Source organism: Arthrobacter paludis, from assembly GCF_056782315.1.
In genome coordinates, this window is the sequence record NZ_JBXAEW010000001.1 from 13,211 (window position 1) to 25,888 (window position 12,678).

At 72.7% G+C, this 12,678-nt stretch carries 16 protein-coding genes; 2 read left to right on the forward strand and 14 right to left on the reverse strand.

Annotated elements, in window-relative coordinates; genetic code table 11:
* Window positions 1–118: 118 nt before the first annotated feature.
* Window positions 119–412 carry a DUF4229 domain-containing protein gene (locus tag AC1Q5D_RS00065; RefSeq protein WP_481736512.1) on the reverse strand — a complete coding sequence of 98 codons (294 nt, stop codon included), beginning with the start codon at window positions 410–412 and terminating at the stop codon, window positions 119–121.
* A gap of 70 nt (window positions 413–482) precedes the next feature.
* On the opposite strand from AC1Q5D_RS00065, the gene AC1Q5D_RS00070 reads away from it, so the two are divergent.
* Window positions 483–914 (forward strand): PLD nuclease N-terminal domain-containing protein, encoded by a 432-nt coding sequence (locus AC1Q5D_RS00070; RefSeq protein WP_481736513.1) that lies wholly within the window; start codon window positions 483–485, stop codon window positions 912–914.
* 94 nt (window positions 915–1,008) lie between these two features.
* Here AC1Q5D_RS00070 and ccsB read toward each other — a convergent pair whose 3' ends face one another.
* From ccsB to AC1Q5D_RS00095, 5 genes are read right to left on the reverse strand one after another with little or no spacing between them, the layout of a single operon-like run.
* A complete protein-coding gene (gene ccsB / locus AC1Q5D_RS00075) occupies window positions 1,009–2,031 on the reverse strand; it encodes a c-type cytochrome biogenesis protein CcsB (protein ID WP_481736514.1) in 1,023 nt (340 codons plus the stop codon).
* 10 nt (window positions 2,032–2,041) lie between these two features.
* On the reverse strand, window positions 2,042–3,703 hold the full coding sequence (gene resB, locus AC1Q5D_RS00080; protein ID WP_481736515.1) for a cytochrome c biogenesis protein ResB: 1,662 nt from the start codon (window positions 3,701–3,703) through the stop codon (window positions 2,042–2,044).
* On the reverse strand, window positions 3,703–4,497 hold the full coding sequence (locus AC1Q5D_RS00085; RefSeq protein ID WP_481736516.1) for a cytochrome c biogenesis CcdA family protein: 795 nt from the start codon (window positions 4,495–4,497) through the stop codon (window positions 3,703–3,705). Before AC1Q5D_RS00085 ends, resB begins: the two co-directional genes overlap by 1 nt.
* On the reverse strand, window positions 4,494–5,123 hold the full coding sequence (locus tag AC1Q5D_RS00090) for a TlpA family protein disulfide reductase (protein WP_481736517.1): 630 nt from the start codon (window positions 5,121–5,123) through the stop codon (window positions 4,494–4,496). The genes AC1Q5D_RS00085 and AC1Q5D_RS00090 overlap by 4 nt, the downstream gene beginning before the upstream one ends.
* A 5-nt stretch (window positions 5,124–5,128) precedes the next feature.
* Window positions 5,129–5,791, reverse strand: a complete 663-nt coding sequence (locus AC1Q5D_RS00095; RefSeq protein WP_481736518.1) for a histidine phosphatase family protein — start codon at window positions 5,789–5,791, stop codon at window positions 5,129–5,131.
* Between the two features lie 171 nt (window positions 5,792–5,962).
* Between AC1Q5D_RS00095 and AC1Q5D_RS00100 the strand changes: the two genes are divergently transcribed.
* Window positions 5,963–6,907 (forward strand): hypothetical protein, encoded by a 945-nt coding sequence (locus AC1Q5D_RS00100; protein WP_481736519.1) that lies wholly within the window; start codon window positions 5,963–5,965, stop codon window positions 6,905–6,907.
* 37 nt (window positions 6,908–6,944) lie between these two features.
* Here AC1Q5D_RS00100 and AC1Q5D_RS00105 read toward each other — a convergent pair whose 3' ends face one another.
* From AC1Q5D_RS00105 to AC1Q5D_RS00140, 8 genes are all read right to left on the reverse strand, one after another.
* Window positions 6,945–7,586 (reverse strand): redox-sensing transcriptional repressor Rex, encoded by a 642-nt coding sequence (locus AC1Q5D_RS00105; protein WP_481736520.1) that lies wholly within the window; start codon window positions 7,584–7,586, stop codon window positions 6,945–6,947.
* Entirely contained in the window at window positions 7,583–7,834 is a 252-nt protein-coding gene (locus AC1Q5D_RS00110) for a glutaredoxin family protein (RefSeq protein WP_481736521.1), read from the reverse strand. The genes AC1Q5D_RS00105 and AC1Q5D_RS00110 overlap by 4 nt, the downstream gene beginning before the upstream one ends.
* A gap of 150 nt (window positions 7,835–7,984) precedes the next feature.
* Complete coding sequence (locus AC1Q5D_RS00115) at window positions 7,985–8,083, reverse strand: 30S ribosomal protein bS22 (protein WP_003792170.1); 99 nt, start codon at window positions 8,081–8,083, stop codon at window positions 7,985–7,987.
* A gap of 127 nt (window positions 8,084–8,210) precedes the next feature.
* Window positions 8,211–8,423, reverse strand: coding sequence for a helix-turn-helix domain-containing protein (locus AC1Q5D_RS00120; RefSeq protein WP_481736522.1), 213 nt, complete (start codon window positions 8,421–8,423; stop codon window positions 8,211–8,213).
* A 136-nt stretch (window positions 8,424–8,559) separates the two neighbouring features.
* Complete coding sequence (locus tag AC1Q5D_RS00125) at window positions 8,560–9,096, reverse strand: flavin reductase family protein (RefSeq protein ID WP_481736523.1); 537 nt, start codon at window positions 9,094–9,096, stop codon at window positions 8,560–8,562.
* Window positions 9,097–9,177: 81 nt separating this feature from the next.
* Window positions 9,178–10,518 carry an NADP-specific glutamate dehydrogenase gene (gene gdhA / locus AC1Q5D_RS00130; protein ID WP_481736524.1) on the reverse strand — a complete coding sequence of 447 codons (1,341 nt, stop codon included), beginning with the start codon at window positions 10,516–10,518 and terminating at the stop codon, window positions 9,178–9,180.
* Between the two features lie 139 nt (window positions 10,519–10,657).
* Window positions 10,658–11,368, reverse strand: coding sequence for an ArsR/SmtB family transcription factor (locus AC1Q5D_RS00135; RefSeq protein WP_481736525.1), 711 nt, complete (start codon window positions 11,366–11,368; stop codon window positions 10,658–10,660).
* Between the two features lie 54 nt (window positions 11,369–11,422).
* The gene (locus AC1Q5D_RS00140) at window positions 11,423–12,625 is read right to left on the reverse strand and encodes an acetoin utilization protein AcuC (RefSeq protein WP_481736526.1); all 1,203 of its coding nucleotides are present in this window, start codon (window positions 12,623–12,625) and stop codon (window positions 11,423–11,425) included.
* Window positions 12,626–12,678 lie beyond the last annotated feature (53 nt).

Genomic DNA, 12,678 nt, shown 5'->3' on the forward strand with positions numbered 1-12,678 from the left:
CCTGGAGCGTAGTGGTTGCTCAGCCGAAATCTTGGAGCGTAGTGGTTGCTATGAGGCGGTCTTAGCAACCACTACGCTCCAACATTTCCACGAGGGGCCAGGTGCCCGCCGCCCGGCGCTACTGCTGGTCCGCGCGCTTCTGCTGGTCCGCGCGCTTCTCCGGGGCGGCGTCCTCGGCGGCCGCGTCCTCGGCCTCCACGCGGCCCGGTCCGCGGCGGCGGCGCGCGAAGAAGCCACGCACGTCCTCGGCGGCCCCCAGGCGCAGCCGGTTGAAGAACAGGTAGGTCACGCAGAACGCCACGATCAGGCCAACCGCACCCGCCAGCCAGACGTTCCAGCCGAGCAGGGCGAGGGGCAGGAAGACCACGAGGAACAGGGCCAGCCGCAACAGGGAATACATCAGAAACCGCACCGTCCCAGTCTACGTCCGCCCGCGGCGGACGGGCGCCCCGCGGAGGCCGGGCGGAACCTAGAATGGAGGCATGGTCAGAAACCTCCTGCTTTTGGGGCTCGTGGCGCTGGCGGTCACCGTGTACGCCCTCATCGAATGCATCCGCGCGCCCCGGTCCGAGGTGCGCAGCATCTCCAAGCCCGCCTGGATCCTGGCCATCGTCCTGCTCCCGCTCGTCGGCGCGCTGCTCTGGTTCTGGTTGGGCCGCCCCCGGTCCGGAACCGCCGCCGACGGTGTCCGTCCCACGCGCGGGCCCGTGGCCCCGGACGACAACCCGGAGTTCCTCCGCGCACTGGAGGCCGAACGGCGCCGTCGGGCACGCCAGGAGGAACGCCGGCGGCGCGAGTCCCACGGCGACGAAGGCCCCTCCCGCGGCCAGACCCCCGGCCCAGGCCAGTCCCCCACGCCGGGCGACGAGCCGCGGCCCCAGCAGGGGGACGACGGCGAGGCCCGCGGAGCGTAGCCTCCCGGGGCTCCTCCCGCACCCGCCCACGACGAAGGGCGCCGGCTTGGCCGGCGCCCTTCGTCGTTGCTCGCGGTGCGCGGGTCGGCCCCCGCTACACCCCGGCGTAGCTGTGCAGGCCGTTGAAGTAGAGGTTCACGACCGTGAAGTTGAAGACGAGGCAGCCGTAGCCGATGATCGACAGCCACGCGGACCGGGTCCCGGTCCAGCCGCGGGTGGCGCGGGCGTGCAGGTAGCCGGCGTAGACGGTCCAGATCACGAAGCTCCACACCTCCTTGGTGTCCCAGCCCCAGTAGCGGCCCCAGGCGGCCTCGGCCCACACGGCGCCGGCCATGACGGTGAACGTCCACAGCACGAACGAGACGGCGTTGATGCGGTAGGCGAAGTTCTCCAGGGCCCCGGCCGTGGGGACCAGGCGCATGAACGGCAGCCGGTCGGTGCCACCGGCGGCAAGGCGCTTCTGCCGATCGGACTGGAGCAGCTGCAGGACGGCCATCGCGAACGTGATGGTGAACAGCGAGGAGGCCAGCACGGCGATCGAGACGTGGATGATCAGCCACGGGCTCTGCAGGGCCGGCTGCAGGTGCGCCACCGGGGTCGGGAACCCCATCGTCGCCGCGCACAGCATCAGGGTGACCAGACCGACGACGAACGTGCCCATGAAGCGCAGGTCCTTGCGCAGCAGCACGACCAGGTAGACCACGGACACGAGCAGGGCTCCGGTGGTGAGGAACTCGTACATGTTGCCCCACGGCACGCGGGCGGCGGCGATGGCGCGGGTGCCGACGGCGATGGCGTGCACCGCTGCGGCCAGCCACGTCAGCAGCACGGCGATGCGGGCCAGGCGGCGCGTGGACGAGCCCGCCGTGTAGTCCATCGACTCGTCGACCAGGGCCGGCCCGGCCCCGGGCCCGGCGCCGCGGCCGGGCTTGCCGGGCGCCCCGGCGCCGACGAGCTCGCGCTCCTCGGCGAGGACCCCCGCCTCGAGGCGGCGGATGGTCTGGCTGGAGGTCGCGAGGTCCCAGGCGAAGGCGATGAACGCGACCGCGTAGGCCATGGCGGCCAGCAGCATGAACATGTCGCTGAAGGCGCCGAGCTCCTCGTTGATGGTGGGCATGGGCCTCTCCCTAGGGTGTCTGGGTGGCGCGGTCCGCGCCGGTGGGGTACTCGCGGGCGATCAGCTCGCGCAGCCGGTCCGCCTCGGCGGCCAGCCGCGGGTCCTCGCCGCGGGCCAGGAGTCCGTATTCGATGGTACGCCCGCCGCCGTCGCGTCCGGGGTGGACCTTGATCCACAGCCGGCGGCGCGGGACGAAGAGCGAGACGCCGAGGCCCAGCAGGGCCAGGGCGGAGAACACCGCGACGGGCGCCTTGCCCGGGTCGTGGTGGATGTCGAGGCCGACGTAGCGTTTCAGGCCCTCGAACGTGATCGACCCCTTGCCGTCGGGCAGCTGCACCGTCTGGCCGGCGTTGACGACCAGTCCCCCGGATTCGAGCGTGCGGCTGTTGAGTTCGGTCAGCTGGTCGGTGTCCAGGACGTAGACGTTCTGGGGGTCGCCGTCGTCCAGGCCCAGGTTCCCGTAGTACGAGTTGAGCTGCAGCTGCGGCAGGACCGGGCCGGGGTCCAGCGAGATGCCGACGCCGTTGGCGCCCACGCCGGCGGTCGGCAGCAGCAGTCCGACGAAGCCGAGCTGGTCGGGGGCGGCGTCCGGGACCTTGAGGACGATGAGCGAGGTCATGACGGAGTCCTGCGGCACGGCGGGAACGGGCCCGGAGTGGGCGATGTCGCCGTTGCCGTCGCGGACCGTGACAACCGGGGCGTACCCGTTGCCGACCAGGTACACGTCCGATCCCCCGATGCGCAGCGGGTGGTTGACCTTCAGGGTCTCCTGGCGGCCCGCGGCGCCCGGCTCCTCGCGGACCGTGAACCGGGCCGTGTAGTCGAGGGGCTGGCCGAAGTGGGTGCTGGACTCGCGGTCGTAGACGACGTCGAAGTCCTCCAGCTGCAGGGAGAACGGGTGGAGCTGGCCCGGCTGGAACGCCGTGCCGGGCGTGAAGGCGTCGTAGGAGACGAGCGTGTTCACGAACGACTCGTCCTCCACGAGCAGCCGCTGCCCGTTGTAGCCCCAGGCGCCGCCGATGGCGACGGAGACGAGGATCCCGACCAGGGACAGGTGGAACACCAGGTTCCCGATCTCGCGCACGTAGCCGCGCTCGGCCCCGATGGAGGGCACCCTGTCCCCGGGGCGGGCCTCGGCGCGGTAGCCGCGCTGGCGCAGCACCTTGGCGAGGCGGGCGACGGCGGCGTCCGTGGCCGGTCCGCCGTCGGCCTCGTCGGCCAGCGCAACCTCGCCGCGCTCGGGCAGCCGGTTCAGCCGGACGGGTGTGCGCGGCGGAGGCGTCCGCATGGCCTGGTAGTGCTTCTTGGCGCGCGGCAGGACGCAGCCGACGAGCGAGACGAACAGGAGCAGGTAGATCGCGGAGAACCAGACGGACGAGTACACGTCGAACATCTGCGCGCGGTCGAGCCACTCCCCGGCCGCGGGGTGCGTGTCCAGGTAGTCGTTGACGGCGGCGGCATTGACCGAGCGCTGCGGGAACAGGGATCCCGGGACCGCGGCGACGGCGAGCAGCAGCAGCAGGAACAGGGCCGTGCGCATGCTGGTGAGCTGCGTCCACGCCCAGCGGAGCATCCCGAGCGGGCCAAGCGCCGGGACGGCGACGTCGTCGCGCTTCCGCGGCGGCTTGCCGTCCCCGCGGGGCGGCCGCGTGGTGGTCTTGTCCGTGGTCATCAGATCGGCAACCTCACCTCGTTGGCGAACCAGTCCTGCAGCTGGGCGACCCAGGTCCCCCAGAGCCCGCTCGCCATGAGCAGCCCGAGGACGATCAGCAGGATGCCGCCCGCGCGCATCACGGTGCGCTGGTGGCGGCGGAAGAAGGCCAGCGTGCCCATCCCGCGGCGCAGGCCGACGGCGATGAGCAGGAACGGAAGGCCCAGGCCGATGCAGTACGCGAACGTCAGCAGGCCGGCCTTCCCCGGGTCCGGGTTGGCGCCGCTGGCGAGGGCGAGGACGGCGGCGAGGGTCGGCCCGATGCACGGGGCCCAGCCGAGGCCGAACGTCATGCCGAGGACCGGGGCGCCCCACAGGCCCGCCGGCGGCCGGGCGTGGATGCGGGCCTCGCCCTGCAGGCGGCTGAACCCGCCCATGAACACGATGCCGAGGACCACGACGACGACGCCGAGGAGCTGCGTCACCCAGGCGCCCTGGAACCGCATCCAGATGGACAGCTGCGCGAAGAGCACGCCGGCGAGCATGAACACGGCGGTGAAGCCGAGCACGAACAGCCCGATCCCGGCAACCATGCGCCCGCGCCGCTGCGCGGCCAGGTCCACGCCGCTCAGCCCGGTGACATAGCCCAGGTAGCCGGGGACGAGCGGCAGCACGCACGGCGAGAGGAAGGAGACGAGGCCCGCGAGCACGGCCACGGGCGCGGCGAGCAGGATCGAGCCGTCCTGGACGATCTCGGCGAAGGGGTTCGCGGCGGCGCCCAGTGCGACGGCGGCCGCGGGAACGGCGGCGCTCACGCAGACTCGGCGACGCAGTCGGCGATCAGCGTCTCGAGCGTGCTCGGGTCCGCGACGCCGAGGATCCGTGCGGCGACGCGCGCCTGCCGGTCCAGCACGAGCGTGGTGGGCACCGCCTGCGGCGGCACGTAGTCGGTCATGGCGAGCAGGACCCGGCCGTCGCTGTCCGGCAGTGACGGGTAGGGGACGTTGAAGGTGCGCTCGAACGCCTCGGCGGCGGCCTTGCCGTCGCGCACGTTGATCCCGAGGAACTCGACGCCGTCGTCCTTGAACTGCTTGGACAGGCGCACGAGGTCGGGGGCCTCGAGGCGGCAGGGCGCGCATGCGGCGTACCAGAAGTTCAGCACGGTGACCCGGCCGGCCCACTGGGCGGAGTCCACGGCCTCCCCGTCGTACCGCGTGCCCGTGACCTGGACGGGCTCGCCGCGGTTCTCGGGCGCGTACTCCTCCACAGAGCCGTCGCCGGCGATGTAGTTCTTGTTGTCGCCCTGCCGGGCCTGCGCGGCGAGGGGGTCCTCGACGGCGGAGCACGCCGCCAGGGGGACGGCGACGGCGGCGAGCGCGGCGGCGCGGAGCAGGCCGCGACGGGTCGGGTCGGACGGCGTCCGGGGGGCGGTCAGGGGCATGCTTTTCAGGCTCCGGGGAGGTTCGCGGCGCCGCCCAGAAGGTCGGCGCACGGTTCGGCGTAGCGGACCGCAACGAGGGTGTCCCCGTCGAAGTCCAGGCTGGTCACGGAGGCGAGAGTGCATTGCCGCTTGCGCGGGTCGTGCCAGAGCCGGCGGTTCTCCGCGGCCAGGCGGGTCACCCAGATGGGCAGCTGGTGGCTCACCAGCACGGCCTCCGCCCCCTCGCCGCCGGTTTCGACGGCGAGGTCGCGGTGCTCGCGCACGGCGTCCATCATCCGGGCGACCTGGTCCCCGTAGGGCTCCCCCCAGGACGGCCGGAACGGGTTGACGAGGTACGGCCAGTGGCGCGGACGGCGCAACTCGGAACGGACCCCGGCAAGCCCCTCGAAGCGGTTGGTGGCCTCCAGGATCCGCGGTTCGGTCACGATCCGCAGTCCCAGCGCCTTCGCCGTCGGCTCCGCCGTCTCCTGGGCCCGCGTGAGCGGTGAGGCGACGACGCGCACGATGTTGGCGCCCTCCGCCGCGCGCGCCGCGAAGTACTGGGCGGCGCGCTCGGCCATGGTGCGGCCGAGGTCGGAGAGGTGGAAACCGTCGAGTCGCCCGTACAGCACCCGGTCCGGGTTGTGGACCTCCCCATGGCGGAGGAGGTGGACGGTGGCTGTGGGCATGGATCCAGTGTCTCAAATCCGGGCCCGTGCTCCTAAACGGGGACGGTGAAACGCCTCACCGGAGGCCCTCCCGGAAGTCGGCGAAGATCGTCCCCGATGATGATCCGCGGCGCCCGGCCCCGCGGCTATCGTGGGGGCAGGCAGACCGGCATCCGACAGTCAGGAGCGAGCGTGAGCACCCCAGAGAACGACCCGCACGGCCCCCGCGACGGCGAACCGCGGCCGTACGGGGGCGGCCGGCAGGTGCCGCCGCCGCGCCCAGACGAGTACGGCCGACCGGAGGGCGGACCGGCCCCGGCGCCCGGCCACCACGGCTCCGGCCAGGACGCCCGACAGTACGGCCAGGGGCAGCCGCCCCGGGACCAGCAGCCGCCGAACGGGCAGCACGGCCAGGGACAGCAGCCGCCGTATGGCCAGTACGGGCAGGGCGGCCAGTACGGGCAGGGTGGCCAGTACGGCCAAGGGCAGTACGGGCAGGGTGGCCCGTACGGCCAGCAGCCCCCGCCCTATGGACAGGGGCAGCCGCCCTCCTCTGGCCAGTACGGCCAGCAGCCGAACTACGGCCAGTCGGGGCAGTACGGCTACCAGCAGCCCGTTCCGGGCACCGGCGGATTCGGGCCCGGCGGCGTCCCCGCGACGCCGCCGCGCGAGCTCGTGACCTCCTACTGGCTGATCCTTGCGGCCGGGATCCTGACGCTCATCGGCGGCCTGCTGTTCATGATGATGCCGGACTCGGAGCTGCGGGCCATGCTCGACGAGGCGGTGCGCCTGGACCCGACGTCCCAGGAGCAACTCGACGCGGCCAACATCGACCTCGACGGGCTCGTGGGCATCTTCAAGACGGTCTACCTCGTGGTCACCATCGTGCTCGCCGCGGTCTACGCCCTGATCGCCTTCGGGATCCGGCGCGGGAGCAACGGCGCCCGGATCACGGGCACCGTCCTGGCGGCCCTGTCGGTGCTGGGCCTGTTCAGCGCGATCGCCGGGCTCTTTGTCGGGGACACCAACTCGGCCATCAGCCTGGTCGTGATCCTGCTCGGCATCGCCGGGATCGTCTTCGCGTGGCGCCGCCCCGCGAGCGACTACATCCGCGCCAAGAAAGCCAGCCGCTACTGAGCGGGGCCTCCCGCACGCCAAACCGCCGGGGGCGGGGTCAGGACGGCCCCGCCCCCGCGGCGTAGTACGCCAGGATCTGCAGCTCGCGGGCCATGTCCACGCGCCGCACGCGCACGCCGTCGGGCACCTGGAGCACGACGGGCGCGAACGACAGGATGTTCCGCACCCCGACGGCCACGATCCGGTCGCACAGCGCCTGGGCGGCGTGGCCGGGCACGGCCAGGACCGCCATGTTCGCCTGCTCGCGGGCCAGCACGTCCTCCAGGGCGCCCGTGTCCTCCACGCGCAGGTCGGCGAAGAGGCAGCCGACCAGGCCCGGGGCCGCATCCAGCAGGGCGACGAGGGAGAACCCGTTCGAGCGGAACCCCGCGTAGCCGGCCAGGGCGCGGCCGAGGTTGCCGGCGCCGAACAGCGCCACCCGCCACTGGCGGTCGAGCCCCAGCGAGCGGCCGATGGTCGCCGCCAGGCCGGGGACGTCGTAGCCGACGCCGCGCCGGCCAAACGAGCCCAGCTGGGAAAGGTCCTTGCGCACGATCGGCGGGTTCACGCCGGCCGCCGCCGACAGGGCCTCCGACGAGACCGTGTCGGTGCCCGCGGCCTCGAGGGCCTGCAGGGCACGGAGGTAGAGGGTCAGCCGCCCGAGCGTCGCCTCGGGGAGCTGGCGGTCGGCACCGTTCACCCGAGGAGCCGTTCCAGCCGCCGGGGGTCGATGACCCAGAAATCGCGGGGGACGCCGTCGACGTAGAGCACCGGGACGTCCTCCGCGTGCCGGGCCACGAGCTCCGGGTCGGTGTCGATGTCCCGCTCCGTCCAGGCCACCCCGAGCCGGCCGGCGACCTCCGCCACGGTGGCGCGCGCGTCCGCGCAGAGGTGGCATCCCCGTCGGGTCAGCAGTTCGACGCGCGGCGGGGCGGGGTCCGGTTCCATGCCTCCCAAGGTACCGCCGCGGCGCTCCCAGCTGCCAAATGGCGACGGTGGCGGCGGACCGCCCGGGGGGCGCGGGGCCGCGTGGCGCGGAAACGCCGACGGCGGGCCGCCCCGGGAAGGGGGCGGCCCGCCGTCGCGGTCCGAAGGGACCTACTTCTTGTTGCGGCGCTGGTGGCGCGTCTTGCGAAGCAGCTTGCGGTGCTTCTTCTTCGCCATGCGCTTGCGGCGCTTCTTGATGACAGAGCCCATAGTGGTACCTCGAATTCGCTCGGTAGTGGTGCGCGTTCCGGCCGCGGGGCAACGGAGAGCAACCAACGCGGACATTAAACGTTACTTAACAGGGTACCCGGTCCGGGACACTTCCCGGGCGTTCCCGTCAGGCGGTCTCCGACGCCCCGTCCGTCCGGGCGGTGCGCAGGTAGTCCTCGACGGCCGTCTCCGGGATCCGGTACGAGCGCCCGAAGCGCATCGCGGGCAGGTCCCCGGAGTGCACCAGCCGGTACACGGTCATCTTCGACACGCGCATGACATCGGCCACCTCGGCCACCGTCATGAAGTGCGCGTCTGCGAAGTTCCTTGCGTCAGCCATCCTGTGCTTCTCCTGCCTTGGGCAACCAAAAACCACCGACGAACGGCGCACATTGTTGCCACCTCGGGCCAAGCCGTCTGGGTGCCAACTCTAATGCCTGCAGGGCTCCAGCGCGAATCTGTATCCACCCGGGACTTCAGCGGACGAGACGCCGGTATCCGCGCGCGAAATGGACCAGCGGGTCGTCCGGGTCGCCGTCCCCGCGGCCCATCGCCACGACCTCCCCGACGACGAGCAGGTGCGTGGCCGCGCGGTGCACCGCCGTCGTCCGCAGCTCGAACCAGGCGAGGCAGCCGTCGACGACGGCGCAGCCGGCATTTGGGGTGCGAGCGTGCGGCACGGTGGCGAGCAGCCCCGGAAGCGGCGTCGACGGGCTGGCCAGCCATGCGGCGGCCGCGCGGTGGGACGAGGAGAGCAGCGACAGGGCCCAGTGCTCCGCCGCGCCCACGGCCTCGCCGATCCTCGCGTCGGCGTACAGGCTCACCACCATGGTGGGCGGGTCGTAGGAGACGTCGAGGAACCCCGTGACGGTGGCGGCGACGTCGAACCGGCCGCGGCGCGTGGCGACGACCCCGACGCCGGAGGCGATGTCACCCGCCAGGGCGCGGTACTCGTCGACCTGCTCCTCGGAGGCCGCGGACGGGTCGATGGCGGTGTGCTCGATGGGATCCATGCGCCCATCGTCGCAGAGCGCCCACGCGACGCAACGGCCCGCCGGCGGGGAGCCGGCGGGCCGTCGCGGAAGCGGTCTGGCCTAGACGACGCCGAGGGCCAGCATCGCGTCGGCGACCTTGACGAAGCCGGCGATGTTGGCGCCCGCCACGTAGTTCCCCGGCATGCCGTACTCCTCGGCGGTCTCGGCGCAGCGCGCGTGGATGTCGACCATGATGTTGGTCAGGCGCTGCTCCGTGTACTCGAAGCTCCAGGCGTCCCGGCTGGCGTTCTGCTGCATCTCCAGCGCGGAGGTCGCCACGCCGCCGGCGTTCGCGGCCTTGCCCGGGCCGAACAGGACGCCGGACTCCTGGAAGATGTTGACGGCGTTGGCCGTGCAGGGCATGTTGGCGCCCTCGGCCACGGCCTGGAGGCCGCGCTCCACGAGGCGCCGGGCCTGGGGCAGGTCCAGCTCGTTCTGCGTCGCGCAGGGCAGGGCCACGGTGCCGTCGACGTCCCAGACGTTGCCGCCCTCGACGTACTTCACGGACGCGCCGCGGCGCTCCGCGTACTCGGACACGCGCCCGCGCTCGACCTCCTTGATCTGGCGGAGCAGGTCGATGTCGATGCCGGCCTCGTCGACGATGTAGCCGGAGGAATCGGACGCGGTGATCGCGGTCGCCCCGAGGGACTGGGCCTTCGCGATGGCGTTCAGGGCCACGTTGCCGGAACCGGAGACGATGACGGTCTGGCCGTCGAAGCTCGTGCCGCGGGTGCGCAGCATCTCCTGGGCGAACAGGACGGCCCCGTAGCCGGTGGCCTCCGGACGGACCAGCGAGCCGCCCCAGGAGATGCCCTTGCCGGTCAGCACGCCGGACTCGTAGCGGTTCGTGATGCGCTTGTACTGGCCGAACAGGTAGCCGATCTCGCGCCCGCCCACGCCGATGTCGCCGGCCGGGACGTCCGTGTACTCGCCGATGTGGCGGTAGAGCTCGGTCATGAAGGACTGGCAGAAGCGCATGACCTCCGCGTCGGACTTGCCGCGCGGGTCGAAGTCGGAGCCGCCCTTGCCGCCGCCGATCGGCATGCCGGTCAGGGAGTTCTTGAAGATCTGCTCGAAGCCCAGGAACTTGATGATGCCCAGGTAGACGGAGGGGTGGAAGCGCAGGCCGCCCTTGTACGGGCCGAGCGCGGAGTTGAACTCGACGCGGAAGCCGCGGTTGATCTGGACCTGGCCGGCATCGTCGGTCCACGGGACCCGGAAGATGATCTGCCGCTCCGGCTCGCACATGCGCTGGAGGATGCCCGCGTCGAGGTATTCGGGGTGCTTGCTCACGACCGGATCCAGCGACTCGAAGACCTCGTTCACCGCCTGGTGGAACTCGGCCTCGCCCTGGTTGCGGTGGAAGACCCCGTCCCGGATGGTCGCCAGTTTCTGGTCCACGTTGCTCTCCTTGCGGCGGTGGGGATGCTCACGGGGCATGGCGAACACACCCCGCTGGTACCTCACGAGAATGCCACGGCCGTGTGCGCCGTTCGAAACCGCCCGGACACAAACGCGGGGCGCCGCGTAACGGCCCCCGTCAGCGGCGACGCCCGAATTTCGGGCGCGGAAGGCGCTCCAGGAGCCCGTGTGCGCGGCCCGTCACCTGCTCGACGGTGCGGCCGACCGTGCGTCCCAGCTGGGCGGCGGGGGCCTCCGCCGGCGCCTCGTCCGGGGCCCACCGGGCCACCGCCGGCACCGCGTCCACTGTGGTGGAAATCTCGGTCTCCGTGGCGGAAATCCCGGTTCCTGCGGCCGGCGCCGCGGGCGCGGAGGACCCCGCGGCGGGTCCCGGCACGACGGCGGCCGGCGCCGCGGCGTCAACGGCAAGGGTGGCGGGCTCCGGCAAGACCGCGGCTGGCGGCGCCGGATCGGCAAGGGCGGCGGGTTCCGGCACGAGGGCGGGTTCCGGCCCGACGGCGGCGGCCGGTGCGGCGTCGACGGCGGCGGCACCCGCCGGCTCCACGGCTGGCGCGCCCACCGGGTGCCCGGGTTCGGCGACGCCCCGCAGCCAGTCGGCGGCCGCGGTCAGCGGACCCGGTGCCACGGCGTAGAACCGGCGCTGCCCGTCGGCCCGCGTGGTCACGACGCCGGCGTCGCGCAGGACCTTCAGGTGCTTGGAGACGGTCGGCTGGCTGACGCCAAGGGACTCGACGAGATCCCCCACGGCCCGGTCGCCGCCGGACAGGGTCTCGATGATGCGCCGCCGCGTGGCGTCGGCGAGGACGGGGAAGATCTCGGGACTGCCCATCCCATCACCCTAACCGCATATGCCGGCCGCGGCATGGAGCCGGGGCGGCGGGTCCTAGTCGAACCAGGGGTCGAGCCCGAACAGCGGGAAGACCTCCTTGCGCGTCGCCATGATCGTGCGGTCGACGGCGTCGGCCGGGTCGTAGCCCACCTCCCAGGACCGCCACCAGAGGTCGGCGTCGTCCCCCATGGTGTGGGGGATGGTGGCGCCGTAGCGCTCCCGCACGTGCTCGCGCCAGTCGGTCGGCACCGGGGTGGCCAGGGGCAGCGGCCGTCCCGTCGCGGCGGCGAGCAGGTGCGTCCAGGTGCGCGGCACGGTCCCGGTGATGTCGTAGCCGCCGCCCCCGGTCGCGATCCAGCGCCCGCCGCAGAGGTTCTCGGCCAGGCCGCCGATGTCCAGCGCGTTCTGGCGCTGGGCGTCGACGCTCAGGCAGAGGTTGGTCAGGGGGTCGTTGCGGTGGCCGTCGCAGCCGTGCTGGCTCACCAGCACCTCGGGGGCGAAGGCGCGTGCGATCTGGGGGACGACGGCGTGGAAGGCCCGCAGCCAGGCGGCGTCCCCGGTGTGGGCCGGCACGGCGACGTTCACGGCGTAGCCGGGCGCGCCGGGGCCGCCGATCTCGTTGGCGAAGCCGGTCCCGGGGAAGAGCGTCAGGCCGGACTCGTGCAGGGAGACGGTCATGACGCGCGGGTCGTCCCAGAAGACGCTCTCGGTGCCGTCGCCGTGGTGGGCGTCCACGTCGATGTACAGCACGCGGCCCACGCCGCGGTCGAGGAGGCGCTGGATCGCCAGGGCCGCGTCGTTGTAGATGCAGAACCCGCTCGCCCGGTCCCGGCGGGCGTGGTGCATGCCGCCGCCGATGTTCACTCCCCGGAGGGCCTCGCCGGAGGCGACGGCCTCGGCCAGCAGGAGCGAACCGGAGGCGAGCCGTGCGCTGGCCTCGTGGATCCCCGGGAACAGCGGGTCGTCCTCGGTGCCGAGGCCGCGCTCCGCGTTGGCCTCGTCGGGGTGGTCGCTGGCGTGCCGGACCGCGGCGATGTAGTCGGCGTCGTGCACGGTGTTCAGCTCCGCGTCGGACGCGACGCCCGGCTCGACCATGCCGACCCCGGGCCGGTCGAGGACGCCCAGCCCCCGGGCCAGGCGCATGGTCAGGTCCAGCCGGGCAGGGTGCATCGGATGGCTGTCGCTGAACCGGTAGGCCATCATGCTTTCGCTCCACGCCACCTGCACCGGCGGCGTGGGGTTGTTCGGGGTGCCCATCGCAGTACAGGCTACGCGACGCGGGCCACACCCCCCGGCACGGAGACGGGCGC